The sequence below is a fragment of the Mucilaginibacter sp. KACC 22773 genome (assembly GCF_028736215.1).
In the GTDB taxonomy this organism is placed as follows: domain Bacteria; phylum Bacteroidota; class Bacteroidia; order Sphingobacteriales; family Sphingobacteriaceae; genus Mucilaginibacter.
In genome coordinates this window covers 6741300-6763258 of the sequence record NZ_CP117883.1, presented here as the reverse complement: position 1 = coordinate 6763258, position 21959 = coordinate 6741300, and the positions used below count along the sequence as shown (strand labels likewise).

12 protein-coding genes, 2 tRNA genes and 3 rRNA genes are annotated in these 21959 nt (G+C 42.6%); 13 read left to right on the top strand and 4 right to left on the bottom strand.

Annotated elements, in window-relative coordinates; all coding sequences use genetic code 11:
* Positions 1–63 precede the first annotated feature (63 nt).
* From PQ469_RS27950 to PQ469_RS27940, 3 genes are read left to right on the top strand one after another with little or no spacing between them, the layout of a single operon-like run.
* Positions 64–1614, top strand: a complete 1551-nt coding sequence (locus tag PQ469_RS27950; protein ID WP_274210613.1) for an NAD(P)/FAD-dependent oxidoreductase — start codon at positions 64–66, stop codon at positions 1612–1614.
* Positions 1611–2096, top strand: a complete 486-nt coding sequence (locus PQ469_RS27945; protein WP_274210612.1) for a DinB family protein — start codon at positions 1611–1613, stop codon at positions 2094–2096. Before PQ469_RS27950 ends, PQ469_RS27945 begins: the two co-directional genes overlap by 4 nt.
* Positions 2089–2454: a CoA-binding protein gene (locus PQ469_RS27940; protein ID WP_274210611.1), complete on the top strand. Its 366-nt coding sequence runs from the start codon at positions 2089–2091 to the stop codon at positions 2452–2454. Before PQ469_RS27945 ends, PQ469_RS27940 begins: the two co-directional genes overlap by 8 nt.
* Before the next feature lie 71 nt (positions 2455–2525).
* Here the strand turns inward: PQ469_RS27940 and PQ469_RS27935 are convergent, their stop codons facing one another.
* Positions 2526–3911, bottom strand: a complete 1386-nt coding sequence (locus PQ469_RS27935; RefSeq protein WP_274210610.1) for a methyltransferase RsmF C-terminal domain-like protein — start codon at positions 3909–3911, stop codon at positions 2526–2528.
* 680 nt (positions 3912–4591) lie between these two features.
* Between PQ469_RS27935 and PQ469_RS27930 the strand changes: the two genes are divergently transcribed.
* From PQ469_RS27930 to rrf, 5 genes are all read left to right on the top strand, one after another.
* Positions 4592–6113 (top strand): 16S ribosomal RNA (locus PQ469_RS27930).
* Between the two features lie 346 nt (positions 6114–6459).
* Positions 6460–6534, top strand: a tRNA-Ile gene (locus PQ469_RS27925).
* A gap of 97 nt (positions 6535–6631) precedes the next feature.
* Positions 6632–6708 (top strand) — tRNA-Ala (locus tag PQ469_RS27920).
* A 280-nt stretch (positions 6709–6988) separates the two neighbouring features.
* Positions 6989–9867 (top strand): 23S ribosomal RNA (locus PQ469_RS27915).
* A gap of 229 nt (positions 9868–10096) precedes the next feature.
* Positions 10097–10208 (top strand): 5S ribosomal RNA (rrf, locus tag PQ469_RS27910).
* The 16S, 23S and 5S rRNA genes sit together here with 2 tRNA genes alongside, the layout of an rRNA operon.
* Before the next feature lie 246 nt (positions 10209–10454).
* Here the strand turns inward: rrf and PQ469_RS27905 are convergent.
* Positions 10455–10628, bottom strand: a complete 174-nt coding sequence (locus PQ469_RS27905; protein WP_274210609.1) for a hypothetical protein — start codon at positions 10626–10628, stop codon at positions 10455–10457.
* Between the two features lie 261 nt (positions 10629–10889).
* Here PQ469_RS27905 and PQ469_RS27900 point away from each other — a divergent pair, with 261 nt between their 5' ends.
* Complete coding sequence (locus PQ469_RS27900) at positions 10890–11945, top strand: AAA family ATPase (RefSeq protein ID WP_274210608.1); 1056 nt, start codon at positions 10890–10892, stop codon at positions 11943–11945.
* A 214-nt stretch (positions 11946–12159) separates the two neighbouring features.
* Here PQ469_RS27900 and rhuM read toward each other — a convergent pair whose 3' ends face one another.
* Positions 12160–12759, bottom strand: coding sequence for a RhuM family protein (rhuM, locus tag PQ469_RS27895; protein ID WP_274210607.1), 600 nt, complete (start codon positions 12757–12759; stop codon positions 12160–12162).
* Between the two features lie 670 nt (positions 12760–13429).
* Positions 13430–14869 (bottom strand): lipoprotein, encoded by a 1440-nt coding sequence (locus PQ469_RS27890; protein ID WP_274210606.1) that lies wholly within the window; start codon positions 14867–14869, stop codon positions 13430–13432.
* Between the two features lie 1065 nt (positions 14870–15934).
* On the opposite strand from PQ469_RS27890, the gene PQ469_RS27885 reads away from it, so the two are divergent.
* From PQ469_RS27885 to PQ469_RS27870, 4 genes are read left to right on the top strand one after another with little or no spacing between them, the layout of a single operon-like run.
* Positions 15935–17317: a class I SAM-dependent DNA methyltransferase gene (locus PQ469_RS27885; protein WP_274210605.1), complete on the top strand. Its 1383-nt coding sequence runs from the start codon at positions 15935–15937 to the stop codon at positions 17315–17317.
* A complete protein-coding gene (locus PQ469_RS27880) occupies positions 17317–18906 on the top strand; it encodes a restriction endonuclease subunit S (RefSeq protein ID WP_274210604.1) in 1590 nt (529 codons plus the stop codon). The genes PQ469_RS27885 and PQ469_RS27880 overlap by 1 nt, the downstream gene beginning before the upstream one ends.
* Positions 18903–20516: an AAA family ATPase gene (locus PQ469_RS27875; RefSeq protein WP_274210603.1), complete on the top strand. Its 1614-nt coding sequence runs from the start codon at positions 18903–18905 to the stop codon at positions 20514–20516. The genes PQ469_RS27880 and PQ469_RS27875 overlap by 4 nt, the downstream gene beginning before the upstream one ends.
* Entirely contained in the window at positions 20513–21316 is an 804-nt protein-coding gene (locus tag PQ469_RS27870) for an HNH endonuclease family protein (protein ID WP_274210602.1), read from the top strand. Before PQ469_RS27875 ends, PQ469_RS27870 begins: the two co-directional genes overlap by 4 nt.
* Positions 21317–21959 lie beyond the last annotated feature (643 nt).

Here is a 21959-nt window from a genome sequence, read left to right as displayed (position 1 = left end):
GGGCTTTTGGATTGTGCTTTTTCTTACCTTTGCCTTAATCCGGGATAAAAACCCGGCGACCGTATGACAAAAGAAATTGAAATAGTATGCCCTCCCGGGCAGCATGAAGACGAGGCAGTGATTAAACGCCTTGCGGCGGCGGCTTTAAATATGCAGCCGCAGAAATTATCGGCCGTAAAAGTGTTAAAACGATCTATAGATGCCCGTGGCCGTAAAGTGATTTACCGCATGATGGTGCAGGTGTTTATTGATGAGCCCTATAATCCCGAAATTTTTACTGTAAATTATCCCGACGTGCAGTTTGGCCGCCCTGTTATTATAGTAGGCGCAGGCCCGGCAGGTATTTTTGCTGCATTGCAATGCATCGAACTTGGATTAAAACCCGTGATACTGGAGCGGGGCAAAGATGTTAAACAACGCCGCCGCGATTTGGCCAATATTAACAAACTGGGCCTGGTTAACCCCGAATCAAATTATTGCTTTGGCGAGGGTGGGGCCGGTACCTACTCGGATGGTAAGTTGTACACCCGATCTACCAAGCGCGGCGATGTAAACCAGGTGCTGAAAATGTTTGTTGCCCATGGGGCAGATGAAGATATATTAATAGATGCCCGCCCGCATATTGGTACCAACAAGCTCCCCCAGATTATTACCGCCATGCGCGAAACGATATTAAATGCAGGCGGCGAGTTTTTGTTTGATAGCAAAGTGACAGCCTTACTGGTTGAGTTTGGCAAGATAAAAGGCGTAAAACTGGCCAGCGGCGAAAAAATGACTGCTGATGCCGTAATCCTGGCAACGGGCCACTCGGCAAGGGATGTGTTCGAAATGCTGCATCATCAAAATATACTGATAGAAGCCAAGCCATTTGCTTTGGGTGTGCGTATAGAACATCCGCAGGAAATAATTGACCGCGCCCAATACCATTGCGAAAACCGTGGTCCGGATTTGCCGCCATCCTATTATAATTTGGTTGAGCAGGTAGAGGATAGGGGCGTATTTTCGTTTTGTATGTGTCCCGGCGGTATTATAGCGCCCTGTGCAACCGCCGAAAATGAAATTGTGGTAAACGGCTGGAGCCCTTCAAAGCGGAATAACCCATTTGCCAATTCAGGTACAGTAGTACAGATTAATATGGAAGATGTGGCCGGCAATGACACCGATCCATTCAAAATGCTCAACTTTCAGCACGAGGTGGAACGCGCCGCTTTTAAAGCTGGCGGCGGCAGCCTGGTTGCACCGGGTCAGCGTATGGTCGATTTTGTGGAAGGTCGTTTGTCAAATGATCTGCCCGTAAACTCCTACCTGCCGGGCACAAAGAGTACCGAACTGAAGGAGGTGTTACCCGGTTGGATTCACAAACGTCTGCAAAAAGCGTTGCCAGCTTTTGGCAGGAAGATGAAGGGCTATTATACCAACGAGGCGATTTTGGTGGGGGTAGAGTCGCGCACGTCATCGCCGGTAAAAATTCCCAGGGATAAAGAAACTTTGCAGCACCCCCAGGTTAAAGGATTATTTCCGTGTGGCGAGGGGGCCGGTTATGCGGGTGGCATTATTTCTGCTGCTATTGATGGTGTTAACTGCGCGCTGGCCGCTTTAAAAATATTAGTATGACAATTTCTGAAAAACTGAGTGCCGAATTACAAAAGATACTATCTGGCGATGCCTGGTATGGTTCGCCTGTTTATGATATAGTAGAAAGCATCGGCTTCGAGACCGCCTACGAAAAGCCGCCTGGATCTGTCCATAACATAGCCGAAATTGTTTTACACATGATAGCCTGGACAGAAGAAGTAATGGATAGGATGAATGGGCTTACGGCTGGCATACCCACCAGTGGCGACTGGCCCGAAACCGGTGCGCCTGACGAACAAAAATGGCAAAACTATGTTGATGATTTAAAGCTGGTGAACGTAAATTTGATTGGCGTTATCCAGAACTTCCCGCAGGAACAATGGGATGAGCCGATAAAAGACGAACGGAACCGCGAGATGGGAACAGGTGTGAGCTATGAAGAATTGATTAACGGACTTATTCAGCATCATATTTACCACTCCGGCCAAATTGCTTTATTAAACAGGATAATCAATGGCTGATAAAAAGACACTTATATTAGGAGCAACGCCCGACACCGGCAGGTACGCAAATCTTGCAGCCAACAGGCTGGTTGGTCGCGGCCATACTATAGTTAATGTGGGCATAAAAACAGGCGAGGTTGCCGGTGTACCTATCGAGAAGCCCGAAACCATTCATAATGATATTGATACGGTTACTTTATATGTTGGTCCGCAAAATCAACCGCCGTTATATGACTATATATTAAAAACACACCCCAAGCGAATCATCTTTAACCCTGGTACCGAAAATTCTGAACTCAGGTGCATGGCCAACGAAAAAGGAATTGAAACAGAGTATGCATGTACACTGGTGCTGTTATCAATAGGGCAGTATTAAAAGCCCCTAACCCCCTGAAGGGGGAACAAAAAATTACAAAAGTACAGCTATGCCAATAAAAAACTCCCCCTTCAGGGGGCTGGGGGGCTTGGGCTCGAAAATATCCTGATCTCTTTGGGGTAATAATTATTAATCCTATTTGGGAGTAGCTTAGCCCATCCTAATGCTTGTCCCTTGTAGTTCATCAGGCTCCAGCCCTTTTCGATGGGGTTTAGATCGATGTTGTCTCGGCGAAGGTATTGAATAGCCTGGTCGTAGGTAAGTTCCGTTTGCAAAACCGCGTTCTTATTAATAATAGTACTTAAAGCCAGCTCATGGTCGGGTATTAAATCTTTTCCCATTAACTTACCAACCCTCACACCCGATTTTTTAAGGTATAGGTGCCGTTGCAAAATATTCAAACTTTCTTTATGCGCGCGGTTAATCGCCAGCCAATCTTCGTTCACTTTAAAATAATAGTAGTCGTCCGGGTTGTTAACGTATGCCTTCACCTGGTCAATTTCTTTACTGCTTATTTTTTGATGCATGTTGTTTTTAAAGGTGCCCAGTTCGCCGGTGTTGGTTCTCTTTTTAAGGCACGATGCAAATAAGCCCTCACCCTTAACCTTGCCCGGATAAAAGCGATATCCCCAGGCCTTTTTATTGGGCGATTGCGTTTCTACAATACCCCACTCCTTATATATAGGTATACGTATGCTTTCCAAATCAAATTCAAGGCAAAGCCAATCCAGTATATCTTCGTTTTCCTGGTGCGAGTAGGAGCAGGTACTATATATAAGGTATCCGTCTTCTTTTAAGGCTGGGAGCATATCGGCCAGGATTCGTTCCTGCCGCTGGTGACACAATTCCACATTGGCCTCCGACCACTCGTTCATTGCCTGCGGATCCTTACGAAACATGCCCGAGCCCGAACATGGTGCATCAACCAGGATAATATCGAAAAAGCTTTTTAGCCGGCCAATGTCTTTCGGATCATTATTGCTCACAATTACGTTTGCCTGGCCCCAACGGCTAAGGTTATCTGTTAATACAGGTACGCGTGTTTTAATAATTTCGTTGGCAACCAACAAATCGTCGGCATTAATGGCCGAGTTAAGGAGTGTGCTTTTGCCACCCGGGGCAGCGCAAAGGTCAAGTACTTTTATGGTGTCATCTATATTAGGGCGAATATGTTTTAATATATGGTCAATAAACATCGACGATGCCTCCTGTACATAATAGCACCCGGCATGAAAAAGTGGGTCGAATGTGAAGGATGGGCGGGTGTTTAAATAAAATCCATCGCTACACCAGGCTACTTGTTCATCTGTTTTTAAGGATGGACGCTTAAAAGGATTAACCCTTATAGAGGTAGGTGCATCAGTAATTTGATGTGCCTGGATAAAATTTTCTTCGTCAAATCCATTTTCTGCGCTTAAGGTTTGCAGGAAATTATCGGGGAACTGTTGCTCATTCATATACTTTGTAAATATACAAATTAGGTATATGCTATTGTTTATAAGATATTCGGGTGCTGTTGGGGTTTATTTAACGTTAGTTTACAGTTACTTGTAGAATTGTTTTAATTATTTGAAAATTTCTCTTGGTTGGTAAGTGGTTTTCTGTGTACATTTGTGGCCGCTCCAGAAAAAGGGCGTTGTTTTTTGAAGAGTTAGCGAATATAAAAAAGATCAAAAAGAGTGAAATTATCACTTGTTAAATCAAATTAAAATTCGCACCTTTGCAACCCGCAATCGAAGAGGAAGATCAAGTGAAAATGATCGGTTTCGGGTCTCCAAAAAAAAGAAAAAATAAGTTTTGGAAAAGTAAAAAGGAATACTACCTTTGCAGACCCAAACGGAGGGTTGCTTTGAGGAGCAAAAGAAGTTAAAAAGCCGGAGCGATTCCGGTAATGAAAATGACAAATCAGACAAGGCAACTTGTAAAGATTATATAGCGGATTCGGATGATGAAGCGAGAAAGTTCTTTTAAGAAATAGAAAATCATGTAGAGTAACAACTCAAACAAAAAGAAGCTGCAAGGCGGAAAAGAGTAAGAGGAGTTATGATAACAAACAAATGTTAGATACTGTATAAAGATACATAATTATACAGATTCTATTATTAATAATAGGGTCAGTGAACAAACGAGACATTTTACAATGGAGAGTTTGATCCTGGCTCAGGATGAACGCTAGCGGCAGGCCTAATACATGCAAGTCGGACGGGATAGAAGAGCTTGCTTTTCTTGAGAGTGGCGCACGGGTGCGTAACACGTATGTAACCTACCTTGTTCAGGGGGATAGCCTCTCGAAAGAGAGATTAAGACCGCATAACATTATGATATGGCATCGTATTATAATCAAATATTTATAGGAACAAGATGGGCATGCGGAACATTAGCTAGTTGGTAAGGTAACGGCTTACCAAGGCTACGATGTTTAGGGGATCTGAGAGGATGACCCCCCACACTGGTACTGAGACACGGACCAGACTCCTACGGGAGGCAGCAGTAAGGAATATTGGTCAATGGGCGGAAGCCTGAACCAGCCATGCCGCGTGCAGGAAGACGGCCCTACGGGTTGTAAACTGCTTTTGTACGGGAATAAACCTTTGGTCGTGACCAAAGCTGAATGTACTGTAAGAATAAGGATCGGCTAACTCCGTGCCAGCAGCCGCGGTAATACGGAGGATCCAAGCGTTATCCGGATTTATTGGGTTTAAAGGGTGCGTAGGTGGCTTATTAAGTCAGGGGTGAAAGACGGTAGCTTAACTATCGCAGTGCCTTTGATACTGATGAGCTTGAATGAACTAGAGGTAGGCGGAATGTGACAAGTAGCGGTGAAATGCATAGATATGTCACAGAACACCAATTGCGAAGGCAGCTTACTATGGTTAGATTGACACTGAGGCACGAAAGCGTGGGGATCAAACAGGATTAGATACCCTGGTAGTCCACGCCCTAAACGATGAATACTCGATGTTGGCGATATACGGTCAGCGTCTAAGCGAAAGCGTTAAGTATTCCACCTGGGGAGTACGCCCGCAAGGGTGAAACTCAAAGGAATTGACGGGGGCCCGCACAAGCGGAGGAGCATGTGGTTTAATTCGATGATACGCGAGGAACCTTACCCGGGCTTGAAAGTTAGTGAATTGAGCAGAGACGCTCAAGTCCTTCGGGACACGAAACTAGGTGCTGCATGGCTGTCGTCAGCTCGTGCCGTGAGGTGTTGGGTTAAGTCCCGCAACGAGCGCAACCCCTATGTTTAGTTGCCAGCACGTTAAGGTGGGGACTCTAAACAGACTGCCTATGCAAATAGAGAGGAAGGAGGGGACGACGTCAAGTCATCATGGCCCTTACGTCCGGGGCTACACACGTGCTACAATGGGCAGTACAGAGGGCAGCTACCTGGCAACAGGATGCCAATCTCCAAAAGCTGTTCACAGTTCGGATCGGGGTCTGCAACTCGACCCCGTGAAGTTGGATTCGCTAGTAATCGCGTATCAGCAATGACGCGGTGAATACGTTCCCGGGCCTTGTACACACCGCCCGTCAAGCCATGGAAGCTGGAAGTGCCTGAAGTGCGTAACCGCAAGGAGCGTCCTAGGGTAAAGTCGGTAACTGGGGCTAAGTCGTAACAAGGTAGCCGTACCGGAAGGTGTGGCTGGAATACCTCCTTTCTGGAGCAGTATCGATACATCAGTTATTGTAACAAGTTACCTACATGATTATTTCTTAAAATTGGTTGATTGGTTTATTGAGTTAGATTAAGTTGAATAGGTTATATGCTATATATAATACAAAACAACAAATCAGTAATTCACTAATTCAGTCATTCAATAATTAAACACAAAAAGGAAACCCAAAAGATGAAGCCATCTATGTGGAGCGAAGCCGAAAGGTGAGCTGGGACACAGTTGGCAGTTCACAGTGGGCAGTAAAGAGCAGTTAGCAGTTGGCAACAAGAGCTAACTACAAAGCAGTACAAGCTGCAAACTGCAAACTAAAGACTGCAAACTGAAATATAGTCCTGTAGCTCAGCTTGGTTAGAGCACTACACTGATAATGTAGGGGTCAGCAGTTCAAATCTGCTCGGGACTACAAGCGCAGCGAAGCTGCGAGTGGGTAGTAAACAGTTCACAGTAGGCAGTAAAAAAAGGCTGCAAACTGCAAACTCAAAACTGCAAACTCATCTTAAGGGGGATTAGCTCAGCTGGCTAGAGCACCTGCCTTGCACGCAGGGGGTCAACGGTTCGAATCCGTTATTCTCCACCAGTAGATGTGCAAATGTTAGATATGCAGATATGCAAATGAGAAATCATCTGCACATTTGAAATCTGAAATCGGCACATCCGCGAACGTTCTTTGACATATTGGAAGAAGTAATAAAAAAGAGAAGACAACAGTATAGAGGACTGTTGCAGGCTTTTGAATATTGCGGAAAAGTAAAAAAGGAGAAAGGCTTCGGTCTTGCTACTTGATACTAAGTACTTGATACTAAAAACGGCAACAAGAATCAAAAAGCATACTATACGAGCAAAAGGCGTATAAGTAGAAGAAAGTAAGAAAGGGTACACGGGGGATGCCTTGGCTCTCAGAGGCGATGAAAGACGTGATAAGCTGCGATAAGCTACGGGGATTTGCAAATAAGATTTGATCCGTAGATTTCTGAATGGGGAAACCTAATTAGTTGAAGACTAATTGCATAAATGCGCAAACCTGCTGAACTGAAACATCTAAGTAAGCAGAGGAAGAGAAAATAATAATGATTTCCTGAGTAGTGGCGAGCGAAAGGGAAGAAGCCCAAACCAATTATGTTACGGCATAATTGGGGTTGTAGGACCACAATATGAAAATCAAACAAAACCGGAACGGGGTGGGAAACCCGGCCATAGAGCATGACAGCTGCGTACGGGTAATGAATGATAGGATAGTGGTATCCTGAGTACCGCGAGGTCGGAGACGCCTTGTGGGAATCTGCCGGCACCATCCGGTAAGGCTAAATACTCCTGAGAGACCGATAGTGAACCAGTACCGTGAGGGAAAGGTGAAAAGAACCCCGAACAGGGGAGTGAAATAGAACCTGAAACCGTGTACTTACAAGCGGTCGGAGCAGAGCAATCTGTGACGGCGTGCCTTTTGCATAATGAGCCTACGAGTTACTCTTTCCTGGCAAGGTTAAGTGTTTAAGACACGGATCCGAAGCGAAAGCGAGTCTGAATAGGGCGTATAGTCAGGGGAGGTAGACGCGAAACCTTGTGATCTACCCATGGACAGGTTGAAGGTGCCGTAACAGGTACTGGAGGACCGAACCGATAAACGTTGAAAAGTTTCCGGATGATTTGTGGGTAGGGGTGAAAGGCTAATCAAACTGGGAAATAGCTCGTACTCCCCGAAATGTTTTTAGGAACAGCCTGGCGGTTGAGTTAATAAGAGGTAGAGCTACTAATTGGGTGCGGGGGAGTCAAATCCTACCAAATCCAGATAAACTCCGAATGCTTATTAATATACGCTGGAGTGAGGCTCTGGGTGCTAAGGTCCAGGGCCGAGAGGGAAAGAACCCAGACCATCAGCTAAGGTCCCCAAATTACTGCTAAGTTGAACTAACGAGGTCCGATTGCACAGACAGCTAGGATGTTGGCTTGGAAGCAGCCATTCATTTAAAGAGTGCGTAACAGCTCACTAGTCGAGCGATCGGGCATGGATAATAAACGGGCATCAAGCAGTATACCGAAGCTATGGATTTGCAGCAATGCATCTGGTAGGGGAGCATTCTATTATCCGGCGAAGCAGGAGGGACAACCGACTGTGGAGGGAATAGAAAAGCAAATGTAGGCATAAGTAACGATAAGGCGGGAGAGAAACCCGCCCACCGAAAGACTAAGGTTTCCTGATCAACGCTAATCGGATCAGGGTTAGTCGGGGCCTAAGGTGAAGCCGAAGGGCGTAGCCGATGGACAACTGGTTAATATTCCAGTACTTTTTATAACTGCGATGCGGTGACGGAGTAGTGACACTGACGCGAACTGACGGAATAGTTCGTTAAAGGCCGTAGGTATATGGACTGTAGTTAAGTACGCAGACCATGCTGAAAGCTGATAGTATACCAAATCTTCGGAGGCGGTAATAGTTCAGGTAATCAGACTTCCAAGAAAACCCGCTAAGCTTCAGGTTATAAAAACCCGTACCGTAAACCGACACAGGTAGTCGAGGAGAGAATCCTAAGGTGCTCGAGTGAATCATGGCTAAGGAACTCGGCAAAATGGCCCTGTAACTTCGGGAGAAGGGGCGCTTTCAGCAATGGAAGCCGCAGTGAAAAGGCCCAGGCGACTGTTTAACAAAAACACATGGCTATGCAAAATCGAAAGATGACGTATATGGCCTGACACCTGCCCGGTGCCGGAAGGTTAAGAGGGGATGTTAGTCGCAAGGCGAAGCATTGAATCGAAGCCCCGGTAAACGGCGGCCGTAACTATAACGGTCCTAAGGTAGCGAAATTCCTTGTCGGGTAAGTTCCGACCTGCACGAATGGTGTAACGATCTGGGCGCTGTCTCAGCCATGAGCTCGGTGAAATTGTGGTATCGGTGAAGACGCCGGTTACCCGCAACGGGACGGAAAGACCCCATGCACCTTCACTACAACTTAACATTGATATCGGATACAGGATGTGTAGGATAGGTGGGAGACTGTGATCCAGCTTCGCTAGGAGTTGGTTAGTCAACGTTGAAATACCACCCTTTCTGTATTTGGTGTCTAACTCTGCACAGCGGAGGACATTGTTTGGCGGGTAGTTTGACTGGGGTGGTCGCCTCCAAAAAGGTAACGGAGGCTTTCAAAGGTAAGCTCAGTACGCTTGGTAACCGTACGTGGAGTGCAATAGCATAAGCTTGCTTGACTGTGAGGCAGACAAGCCGAGCAGGGTCGAAAGACGGATATAGTGATCCGGTGGTTCTGCATGGAAGGGCCATCGCTCAAAGGATAAAAGGTACGCTGGGGATAACAGGCTGATCTCCCCCAAGAGCTCATATCGACGGGGAGGTTTGGCACCTCGATGTCGGCTCGTCACATCCTGGGGCTGGAGAAGGTCCCAAGGGTTGAGCTGTTCGCTCATTAAAGTGGCACGCGAGCTGGGTTCAGAACGTCGCGAGACAGTTCGGTCCCTATCTGTTGTGGGCGTTGGAAGTTTGAGTGGGGCTGACCTTAGTACGAGAGGACCGGGTTGGACTAACCTCTGGTGAATCTGTTATGGCGCCAGCTGTATTGCAGAGTAGCTACGTTGGGAATAGATAAGCGCTGAAAGCATCTAAGTGCGAAACTAGCCACAAGATGAGACTTCCATTGAGGGTCGTAGCAGACTACTACGTTGATAGGTCATAGGTATAAAGGTGGTGACATCATAGCCGAGTGATACTAATTGCCCGAAGCTTTCTCATAGCAGGTAATAATAGTGGTTGATAGCAAATGGATCATAGTTCATAGTAATATGTGCGATGAACCATGAACTATCAACCATGAACACACTAATATTGTTGTTTTCTCTGATTAATTACTTCTTTCAATAATATGTCATTGTTAAGGCAGAAAGGCCAAAGGATAAAGGCAAAAGGTATTAAAAACCTTTCACCCTTCACCTTTAAGCTTTCACCTCAACATTAAAAATATTCAGGTGCCTATATCGGCGGTGTCTACCTCTTCCCATTCCGAACAGAGAAGTCAAGCCCGCCAGAGCCGATGGTACTGCGGTAAAACGTGGGAGAGTAGGTCGGTGCCAAATCTTAAATCAAGCCCTTGCTGGAAACAGTCAAGGGCTTTTTTGTGTTCAGGAAGTTTGGTCATTGGTCATTTCGCTGCGCTGTCATTAGTCATTGGTGTTCGGTTAGATACTATACCGTTCGGGTGTTCGGGGGCGAACACTTATATTGTTTGCAATCAGTAGGTTAAGTGTTCGGGCAATCATAGAACATGCAATTCACAGGCTGATCAACGCCTCCGTTCGCAGGCATAACCATGTTATAATCCATCAATCTTCGAAATAGCACAGGGGAATAGGGTATCCCTGCCGGCACCTTGTCAGCTCCTTATCTGCTATCATCAGGCCACTATCGGTTACCCTTAATGCTGCCAATATGCACCCTTCGGGTACCGGGGTTTGGGGGTGGGCTGTTTTTGGCGGGGCCTGAGTAGGAAAATCCATCAGAGGTTATCAGAAAAAAGGGGGCGCAATTTTGGGGTCTGGTATTGTTAGGTTACTGACAAAGTTGTGTCACCATTTTTGTTGGTGGGGCGTGGTAAATTTGTGAGGGTCGGGTTCGGGGGGCGGGTTGCTGGGTTCGGGTTTTTGTAGGTGGCTGGCGGGGTTTATGGCATCGCGCCTTCCGTTACCATCTGCCAACTACACCCCAACTCCTTCCCGCAACCCGAACTGCCAACTGCCCACTCAAAACTGCAAACTAATATGCTTAACCTACAATTCACCGAAAAAAACAAAACCCCGAAAGGCCCCTCGGCCGATCAGCTGGCCTTCGACCACGTGGAGGCCGACCCGTATACCCCCAACGCGCTCTTCCACATTTATAAGGCCAACCAGTGGATGGCTATGGAGCAGGAGGCCGAAACGCCGCAAATGCTGTTCGGCAGGTTTTGGCTGCAGGGCGAGCTGTGCATCCTGTTTGCCGATACCAATATGGGCAAAAGCATCCTGGCGGTGCAGCTGGGCCAAAGCATTGCCGCGGGCCAGGCCATTCCCGGCTTCGAGATGAATGCCGAACCCAGCCCGGTGTTGTACATCGATTTTGAACTGGCCGGCAAACAGTTTGAACAACGCTATACCGACGCGCGCGGCACCTTCCGCTTCAGCGACAATTTTATGCGCGGCGAATACAACCAGCTATACAAACACTACAGCCCCACCACCCGCTTTAACGACGATGTGATCGAGGCCCTCACCCGCGGCATTAAAACCACCGGCGCCACCGTGCTCATTATCGATAACATTACCTGCATGCGCAAGGGTACCGAACGAGCCAACGAGGCCCTGCCCCTCATGAAACAGCTTAAATACCTTAAAACCCGCCACGGCCTCAGCATCCTGGTGCTGGCCCATACCCCCAAGCGCAACCCCGCCATGCCCATTAGCCGCAACGATTTGCAGGGCAGCAAAATGCTCATCAACTTTGCCGATAGCGCCTTTGCCATCGGCGAAAGCAACAAGTGGACCGGCTACCGATACCTTAAACAAATAAAACAGCGCAGCACCCAGGAAACCTACGGCGCCGAAAACGTGGTTCAATGCAAACTGGTGCGGCGCGACAGTTTCCTGCAATTCAATTTCGAGGGTACTTGCCACGAGCTTGACCACCTGCTTACCAGCACCCAGCAACTGCGCGACCGCAATGCCAACCAGGTGGCCCAGCTTCACGCCCAGGGCCTAAGTCAGCGCCAAATAGCCGCCCGCCTCAAACTCGGCCTCGCCACAGTTAATAAAATGATAGGATGGGCGAGGGGGGAGTAGATGTGCAGATTTCAGATGTGCAGATTTCAGATGTGCAGATTTCAGATGTGCGGATTTCAGATGTGCCGACTTCGGATGTGCAGATTTCAGATGTGCGGATTTCGGATGTGCAGATTTTTTGTCCCCTCGGGTTCTCTCAACGAGGAACCTGAGGGGATGGTGCCTGTTGTATCCAAATAGTTCATCGCCAGGCACGCGCCCTCAGGGTCCTTTTTCAAAGAGACCCCGAGGGGACATAGTTTTGCACCGTTTTAAAAAACTTCTGGGTTATGTCGGCGTCTTTGTTATAATCTATACTGCATTGTTCATATATGTCGGTTATTTTCAGGTAAAAGCGCCTTTCACTGGCACGTATCTCCCTAATCCTGTCCAGTAACTCATCAAAATAATCTTTACCCAGGGGTTTACCTTGTTTTAAGCGTTCATCGTCAAGCACAAAGCCTTTGATAATATATTCGCGCAGGGTTTTGGTAGCCCAGATCCTGAATTGCGTGGCTTCAAAACTGTTTACCCGGTACCCAACCGCTATTATAGCGTCGAGGTTATAAAATGCCGTAGAATAATTTTTACCATCACTGGCAGTTGTTTCCATTTTGGAAACAACTGAAGCCTCCACGAGTTCATTGCTTTCAAAAATGTTTTTCAAATGCTTACTTATTGCCGGTACTTCTACCCCAAAAAGTTCGGCCATACGCTTTTGCGTAAGCCAAAATGTTTCGGCGTTAAAAATCACTTCAACTTTTATATTGCCTGCGGGGGTACTATAAAAAATAATATCATTTGATTGCGAAAATTCACCCATATTCAAAACCATATTTTGTTAGTCGTTTTAAAGTTAGCTATAATTATTAGCAATTTAACGCGCTTTAAACTCAAATGCGATTTCGGAATTCGGATGTTCGATTTCGGATTTTTTTATTTTCGGATTTCGGATTTAGCGTTTACAATTTACCCCTCACCTCCGCGCAGATCAGCCAAAAAAAGTCTTGCTACCCGATACTTACTACCTGATACTAAAAGCCCCGCATAAGCCAAAAAAATCTTACTACTTGATACTTACTACTTGCTACTAAAATGGGCGTTCCCTGCGGGCCGGGCTGTACGCTCATACGCCTGCAGGCATTACGCTCATGGGCCTGTATCCGCTGCCATCCCTAACGCGAACGCGGGGAAACAAACCCAAGTACGGCACCTTTGGTATAAATGCTGAAACGGTTTAGCGCGAACATTAAAATGTGTAAAGGCGGAAGATGCTAATACGTTTTAGCGCAGGTGTTGAGTAAAGGTTTAAGCGTTGGCTCACCTGTGCTATGATTGTTTAAAGGAAGTTGCAAGTGACCCTCCAACACGCAGCCGCACAACACTTGCGCTAAAGGGGGGAAGTGTTTGCGATAGCCGGAGACCTCTTTTTTGAGGCCTCCGGTGATAACGCAATGTGAATTTTATTAAAAGAGTTTTTACAAACTGTTGGTAAGCGGTGTTAATTAAGGCAAATCGTAATAGGCTATACCTTCGTACGCAAAACCCGCGGCGCTGCCATCATTAATTTCAGTATAACTGGTGGTGAAGAAATGACCTGCAGACTTGGTTCCACGGTACCTATATATGGGTTGGCTACCGGCTACCTGGGTAGAATAAACGTATCCTGAAATACCTTCCGAATGATAGCCTAACGTTGATATAATATTATCCCGTTCAGAGGGATTGATGGTAAACATATGTTCGGTACCATTATAAAGGCGGTACAACGGCACTGTACCCTTAGCCTGGTAGTTGTATACACGGCCTATGTTTCCTTCTTGTGTCCAATAGTTATTGGGGTGTTGGCTTCCAAACAGCCACGACCAAAAGCTTGGGGAAAAGTACTGATGAGGTTGATTTAAAAGCTGGCTTTTTTCCACATTGGAAGTGGTATAAAAGTGCTCACCGGCTGGTGCCGAAAACATCCTGTACAAATATATTATCGGGCCTGTTTGTTCGGTAACAGTAGTGCCCGAAGTGGTAGGCAGTCCCTGTACTGCTATTGTATATACAGGGTCGGCAATTTCCTTTTCGTTCGATCCGCTTGATGCATTATTCCAATACATGCAAAAATGTGTTCCGTTAAGGCTTGGCGATGCTACCGGCAGCGTAAAATCAAATGTTTGCGTCGAAAAAATATCCGTAGGTTTTACGTTTTTTTCAGTTATCGAAATTCCATATCCCGGAATGCCCGATGGTGTTAGTATATTCCCCGTAAAAAGTTCAAGCGTCGCGTTCAAAGTAAATTTGGAAACCTTACCTGTTGCAGGGTCATGAGGCAACGAGATTTTAACCGTTACCTTAACAGTTTGCGATTGGTTGTAAGGCACGTTAAGCGTTGTGCCGCTTAGTGTACCGCCGCTGCTTCCGGTTACTGCAATGCTGTAACTTATTACTGCGCCCTGGGTAACATCTGTGTAAAATGGCTTCATGGTACCATCATCACTAATAGTTTTGGATGTTAAGTTATAAGTAAGTAAGGTATTAGAATAACTGAGCAATGAATCGCCCGGGTTTGTATAGGGCGGAACTGTAGGTGCAGGCGCGGGTGTAACAGGAGGAGGAGTTCCGCTGCAATCGCCGCAGGGGTCAGCAGGCGGCGCAACCATATTGGTTGATAAACCTTTAGCCTTTACGTTTATTGGCCATTTGTTATAAAGGGCGGTTATGTCATCAAAGCTAATTTGGTTTTTCCCAAAAGCAACAAACTGTTTGGTGTCGGCTTCATAACTGATCTGACTGGGATCGATAGAGGTGAGTTTAGACAGATACGCCTTTAACGAATCAACTTCGGTTGAGTGCCCGGCTAAATTTTGTGAGTTTGAAAAGACAGATTGCGAGGTGTTTTTTTGGCAGCCCGTAACAATCACGAGTAAGCCAATGGCTAATAAAATTTTGCGCATAGGTTTAGTTTTCTTATCGGCTTGCGCCGGTGGTTTATTAAATTAACGGATTAAAGATATAATAATTGAATAATATAATTATTATAAATTTTTAGTTAATAATATAGCTAATACAATGCATGAAATCTGCAATACCGTACTATCAGAAAAAACTTTAATACTATGTGGCAGTGCAGGTACTTACAGCGGCGGCGGATAGCATCGCCTATAGGCTGACACACTAAAACGATTTATAAGTTGCTCTCGTTTTAGCGCAGGTGGGGAGTAATGGGCGTTGAGCGTTGGCTCACTTGTGTTTTGATCGGTATTTGTTTAAAGGAAGTCACAAGTGATCCTCACACATGCAGCCGCACAACACTTGCGCTAAGGAAAGGAACCTCACACACGCAGCCGCGCACTTGCGGTAAGGGGGAACTAAACCGAGAGCCAAGACAACACCTAAAATCACTAAAAATCAAAAAGATACAATATGAACTACTTGATTGTGAGGTTGTTTTAGATAATGTCGTTAACAAGGTGTTGACTTGCAGTATTTTAACGCTTAACTTAATGACATTGCGTGTACGCCAGCAGGGGGTATAAAATTATTGGTGGCTAACTAATTAACATTTTATATCATAAGATCCTTGCAGTAGTTCCATTTATGTACTTTAGCAACAATAATTTTTGTGCAACCATAATATATAACTAATTGAAAAGAAAATAGTTAATTGAAAATCGAAGTTAAGAATATTGGAGAGAGGCACAATATTGTAAACGATCACGCAAAAATAGCCTTTATTGATTTTTTGAATTTATGTGAGATTATTAGAAAGTTAAATTTCGCATAATAGATTTGATAATCCATTTATGATGGAAATAACGTTTAAATATCAAAGCTTTAAATTAGCAAATTTAAGGTCACTACTACATACCCAATTACTGTTGTTAATAGAGTGTATGAGCTTAACTAATTATTATGCCATATTGACGATATAATGTTAAAACAGCGATTTAAATTTTAGATGCTATAATTTTTAATAATTGATGAATACTACAATAATAATAAGATCTATACGAAACATCATGAGAAAGGATGAAGGGGTTGATGGTGATGCACAACGAATTTCCCAAATGGTATGGATGCTTTTTATGAAAATCTTTGCAGACAAGGAAGAAGAATGGAAAATATCAAGAAAAGAGTACAAAAGCCCTATTCCTGAAAAGCTAAAATGGCAAAATTGGGCTGCCAATGAAGATGGTTTAACAGGCGACGAATTAATTAACTTTATTAACGAGGAGTTATTTCCTGACCTTAAGTCAATACATCCTACTGATACAGATCAATCCATTATTATCAAGTCCGTTTTTAACGATACTTATAATTATATGAAAAGCGGAAATCTTTTTAGACAAGTAGTCAACGAAATCAACAAAATTAATTTTTCGAATAAAAACAATGAGATACATATTTTTAATGAAATCTACGAGTCGATTTTAAAGGAACTGCAAAGTGCTGGTTCTTCAGGAGAGTTTTATACACCAAGAGCGGTGACTCAGTTTATGGTGGAAATGGTAAATCCACAAATTGGTGAAAGTATATTGGATCCTGCATGCGGTACGGGGGGCTTCTTAACTTGTAGTTTGGATCACTTGTCTATGCAAACAAATTTCAACAAAGCGTCATTAAAAATTCAAGAATCTATCAGAGGAATTGAGAAAAAACCACTACCTCATTTACTTTGTACAACGAATTTAATTCTTCACGGAATTGAAAAACCTGCAATTACCAGAGGCAATTTATTATCAGTGCCTTATGACAATTGGAACACAAAAAACCAAGTTGACGTTATACTTTCCAATCCTCCTTTTGGTGGTCAAGAAGAAGATGGAACTGAAAGGAATTTCCCTGTACAATTTCGAACAAAAGAAACAGCCGATTTATTCCTTTCATTGATAATTAAAATTCTTAAAAACCATGGAAGGGCGGCAATTGTATTGCCTGACAGTTCTTTATCAGGGGAAGGTGTAAAAAAAAGAATTAGAGAAGAATTGATTACAAAATGTAATTTACACACTATCATTAGGTTACCCAATGGGGTGTTTAACCCCTATACCTCTATAAAAACTAATTTATTATTCTTTGATAAAAGTCGTCCAAGTAATGATATATGGTATTACGAGATGTCGCATCCGGAAGGAATCAAAAACTATAATAAATCACGAGTTATTGATATCAAAGATTTTCAAGAAATTAAAACATGGTGGGTTAACAGGACTGAACATCAATTTGCCTGGAGGACTTCGATTCAACAGATAAAAGAGAAAGGGATTAATTTAGATATAAAAAATCCGAACACTTCTATTGAAGAAATTACGGAATCTACCCACGATATATTGAAGTCCCTAAGAGAAAGCGTAAAAATATCAGAGAAAATATTGTCAGACATTGAGAAACTATTTAATTAATGGAATTACCCTTCAAATCAAGAAAACTTAAAGATTCAATAAAAAGAATAACTGACAAGGCGAAGAACCTTAATTTGGATATAGAGTCTTTATTAGTGTATGGCGTTTCTAAAGAAGAAGGAGTAATTGTTACAGGTAAGGAAGTCGGTAAGAACTTAAGTGAATATTTTTATTTCTCCGGAAAAAAAATCGCCTATAATCCGTACAGAGTAAACATAGGGTCAATTGGCCTAACCAATGAAAGTTTTAGAGGATTAATGAGTCCTGCATATGTTATTTTTGAGGTTGATCCGACTGTCCATATAGAATTTTTATTGCTTTATTTAAAGAGTAACATTGGGTTAGGATTGATTAAATGGTATGGAGATCGTGGAGGGGTGAGAAATTCTTTGAGAATTTCTGATTTAGGTGAAATTGACTTTCCCGATATCTCTTTTAATGAGCAGAAATTATTTTATGATGACTATATAGGAAAAAAGTTAAAAGTAGATGCATTATTAAGTGAGTTAAATAAACAAGAAAATTATTTGGCTAGCTTAAAGAGGTCTGTATTACAAAGCGCGATACAAGGCAAATTATCGAAAGATTGGCGTATAAAAAATCCCAATAATGAGCCATTGGAAAAAATGCTCAAATTGAAAAGAAAAAACAGTGGAGAGGAATTATCAATCGTCAATGATAGTGATGAGAAGTCATTTGATATCCCAAAAACTTGGAAATGGGTGAAACTGGGAGACTTAACTGAGATTCAGAATGGATATGCTTTTAAGAGCCCGAATTTTTCGTCAGAAGGAATAAGATTGTTGAGAAACATAAATATTTCAATTGGAAGAATTGACTGGAGTAATGTTGTATACTATCCGCACCTTGATATAGGAAATTTGGATAGGTTCAAGCTTGATATTAATGACATAGTTATATCCTTAGATCGACCTTTAATTTCAACAGGTTTGAAAATATCAATTATAAAAGAAGATGATTTACCAGCTATGCTATTGCAACGAGTGGCTAGAATTTCATATTCAGAATTAAGAATCAACCATCTGTTTCTATACTATTGGTTTAATTCAAATCATTTCATTTCAAATCTTTCAATAGAAGATAGTATAGGAATACCTCATATTTCAACTAAAGATCTTGAAAATAAAAAAATTCCACTACCACCAATCGAAGAACAAAGGGAGATTGTAAGCATTGTCGTAAAGGCGTTGATGTTTTGTAACGAGCTAAAGAATCAAATTGCCGACTGCAAAAAAAACTTAAAAGATTTATTAGAATCATTTATTATTAAATTTTTTGGAGAAGACAATGTTAATAAATCACAAAAAATCTCTACGCATAGTAAAAATAATAATTTTACCAGGACAATAAAGTATAGTAGCCAAACCAAGCTTATGGAATTAGTTGAATTATTAAAAGAGCATGGTAAATTACATGCTGAAGACCTTTGGAAAATGTCCAAACATTATGATGTCCAAAATATTGGTGACAGCATAGATAAATTTTACGCCGACTTAAAGGAAAAGATTGAGACTGAAAGCTCTATCAAAGAGGTGGAGAATGAAAAAGGCTACTTGGAATTAGTATGAGAATAGATAGAGTTTACATTAAAAAATTTAAGAATCTAAACAATTTTTCAATTAATATTGATGAAAATGAGTGGCATACTGTCCTTTTAGGACAAAACGCCGCTGGAAAATCTAATTTTTTGGAAGCTTTAGTTATTATTTTTCGAGACTTAGATTTAGAACAACAAACAAGTTTCAGTTATTCTATTGAATATAAATGTAATGGCAATCTGATTAAGGTCAATGGAGGTCCGGATGTTGAAAATAAATTTGGTTTATTTCTAGGGGAAAAAACAGCTAACGAAATCAAATATTCTACAATTGTATCTAAAGCTGAAGTAAAAAGGAATAAGGGTAAATATTTACCTAGATATGTGTTTTCTTATTATTCAGGTGTTAGCAACAGGTTGCTGGAACATTTTGATGTACATCAGCGGCGATTCTATGAGGAACTTATAAAAAGCGATAATATACCGGCACAAAGGCCTCTTTTTTATGCTCGGCTTATTCACAGCTACTTTGTACTGATGGCATTTTACTCATTTTCAGATTCCAAAGTCTCTAAGTTCATGGAGGATTATTTAGGAATAGTGGGATTAGAATCGATGCTATTCGTATTTAAAAGACCAATATGGGATAAGAAAAATAAAGATCCACTTGACTTTTGGGGAGCAAAAGGAGTAGTACGCAATTTTCTTAGTGAATTGTGGGATGCCGCAATGGCCCCAATTGTTTATGAAGATAAGGTAAGACTTGATTTTAGACGAGATCAAAAGCAAGATCATCTCTATCTATATATATCAAATCAAGATAAACTTCAGAAAATTGCGAGAAAATACGGAAATAACGCAGGTTTTTTCAAAAGTTTAGAAAGTACCTACATATCTGACTTAATTCAAGAAGTTAGAATAAAAGTACGAAAACGTAATGTCAACGGCGACATTACCTTTAAAGAGTTATCTGAAGGCGAACAACAATTACTAACGGTGTTAGGGCTTTTGCGATTTACTAAGGAAGATGAATCTTTAATACTATTAGATGAGCCAGATACGCATTTAAATCCGTTGTGGAAATGGAGATATATGAGTCTTTTACACGAGATAGTTAGAGAGTCAAAACCAAAGGATGAGGAGACAAGTCAAATACTTATGACTACACATGACCCTTTAGTTATCGGCGGTTTAACAAAGGAAGAAATTAGAATTTTTCAGTCAGTAAAAAGCTTAGATGAAAAAGGGGATGAGTATCAAAAAGTAGAAGCCTTTCAACCTGATTTCGACCCAAAAGGATTAGGCGTAGCGGGTATTTTAACAAGTGGATTGTTCGGCTTGCCAAGTACATTGGATAAGGAAACATTCGATTTATTAAATAGGCGTAATGATCTAATAGTCAAGCAGGATAGTGGTGTTTTGACTATTGAAGAAAAAAAAGAATTAAACGATATTTTTATAACTCTATCCGCGATAGGAATTAATACAACTGATAGAGATCCTCTTTTTGAAAAATTTTTGATCGCAATGAGCAAAATTGAAGCTATTGAACCTTTAAAAACGAACAAAGATGATCTTTTAAAACAAAATGAAGTTGCAAAGAGGATTTTGGAAACGTTAATAAAGGGGGAAAAAAAATGATTTTCATTGACTTGGAAAACAATGCTCCTAACATCGATTGGATTAATAGAGCCGACACCGTTACACAGTCTTTGGTGCGCGCTGCCGACCATGCCGCAAGGAAAGTAATTATTGAAGCAAATGAAGGATTATGGGGAGAATTAAAAGGGTATTTAAGCAAAATTCGAAATAGAAAATGTTGGTATTCCGAGTCTATAAATGACGGTGCCCATTGCCATGTTGACCATTTTAGGCCAAAATTAAAAGCGGTTGATGAAAATAAGGTAGATCAAGGAGGATATTGGTGGTTGGCCTTTAATTGGCTAAATTACAGGTATGCAGGTCCAGCTGTTAATGTGAGGAAGAAAGACTATTTTCCTGTAGTCCAAAATAAAGCCAATAGATACGGTGATAACATTGCAATAGAAGACATCTTACTTTTAGACCCCATAAATATTAGCGATCCAAGTAAACTTGCCTACGATAGCGAAGGCAGGGTAAGTCCGCGATTTACTGACCCAAATTCTCGTGATTATAAAAGGGCATTTTATTCCATTGAAAAATATAATTTAAATTTAGAGGGGCTTAAAGAGGGTCGGAGACAAAAGTACAGTAAAACGACCTTGTTGATTTTAAAAATACAGAGTCAATTAGCCTTACAAGTTATAAATCATGACTTAGCTAGGGATGCCGAAATTGCGAGAATGATGAAAGAACTAAGAGACCTAGCACATCCAGATTCAGAGTATTCTGCATCGGTAAAATTCTGTTTGAAAAGTTGTGGACATGATTGGGCATCTGATTTGTTGATGGCGGCATAATACTATTTCATCAAGTTTGAGTTTAGTTATGAACCTCTTGGCCCCCTGCCGCCGCAGGGGCCTCCCTTATGGCCCGCATGCAAATCGCAACGCTCATTTGTAGCACAAATCAACAATCTATCCCCGCAGCCCACGTTAGTGATGGCAGTGGATACCGGCCCGGCGCTTAATGCCTGTGCAGTATGAACGTACAGCACGGGCCGCAGGCAACGACATTTTAAATTCAAAAGTTAAAATTCAAAAGTCAAAAAAGGGAATCGGTCATTAGTTCATTGGTTCACTGGTTCATTACTTCGTTGGTTCATTGGTTCATTAGTTCATTGGTGGGATGGTGGGTTGGTTTTGGTTCATTGGTTTAGTGGTTCATTAGTTCATTGGTGGGATGGTGGGTTAGCAGGAGGCTTGTTGATTTACTGGTTCATTAGTTTATTGGTGGATGGTTGGGGGAGTTGTATGCCGGCGGAACCGGAATCGCCTGCTTCTGCCTTCTCCCAATGCTATTAATAAGGAATTATGATTGATTTGATATGGAACTCCGAATGTACGATATAGAATAATGAAGGAGAATCTTCGGTGTGGGACATTCGAAATTCAGTGTTCGATATTATTTGTCCTCCTGTTTTTCTTAACTTAACAGCATTGG

Coding starts and splice junctions, on each gene's coding strand:
- PQ469_RS27950 (WP_274210613.1), top strand. CDS start 64: ATGACAAAAGAAATTGAAATAGTATGCCCTCCCGGGCAGCATGAAGAC.
- PQ469_RS27945 (WP_274210612.1), top strand. CDS start 1,611: ATGACAATTTCTGAAAAACTGAGTGCCGAATTACAAAAGATACTATCT.
- PQ469_RS27940 (WP_274210611.1), top strand. CDS start 2,089: ATGGCTGATAAAAAGACACTTATATTAGGAGCAACGCCCGACACCGGC.
- PQ469_RS27935 (WP_274210610.1), bottom strand. CDS start 3,911: ATGAATGAGCAACAGTTCCCCGATAATTTCCTGCAAACCTTAAGCGCA.
- PQ469_RS27905 (WP_274210609.1), bottom strand. CDS start 10,628: ATGGATTTTCCTACTCAGGCCCCGCCAAAAACAGCCCACCCCCAAACC.
- PQ469_RS27900 (WP_274210608.1), top strand. CDS start 10,890: ATGCTTAACCTACAATTCACCGAAAAAAACAAAACCCCGAAAGGCCCC.
- rhuM (WP_274210607.1), bottom strand. CDS start 12,759: ATGGTTTTGAATATGGGTGAATTTTCGCAATCAAATGATATTATTTTT.
- PQ469_RS27890 (WP_274210606.1), bottom strand. CDS start 14,869: ATGCGCAAAATTTTATTAGCCATTGGCTTACTCGTGATTGTTACGGGC.
- PQ469_RS27885 (WP_274210605.1), top strand. CDS start 15,935: ATGAGAAAGGATGAAGGGGTTGATGGTGATGCACAACGAATTTCCCAA.
- PQ469_RS27880 (WP_274210604.1), top strand. CDS start 17,317: ATGGAATTACCCTTCAAATCAAGAAAACTTAAAGATTCAATAAAAAGA.
- PQ469_RS27875 (WP_274210603.1), top strand. CDS start 18,903: ATGAGAATAGATAGAGTTTACATTAAAAAATTTAAGAATCTAAACAAT.
- PQ469_RS27870 (WP_274210602.1), top strand. CDS start 20,513: ATGATTTTCATTGACTTGGAAAACAATGCTCCTAACATCGATTGGATT.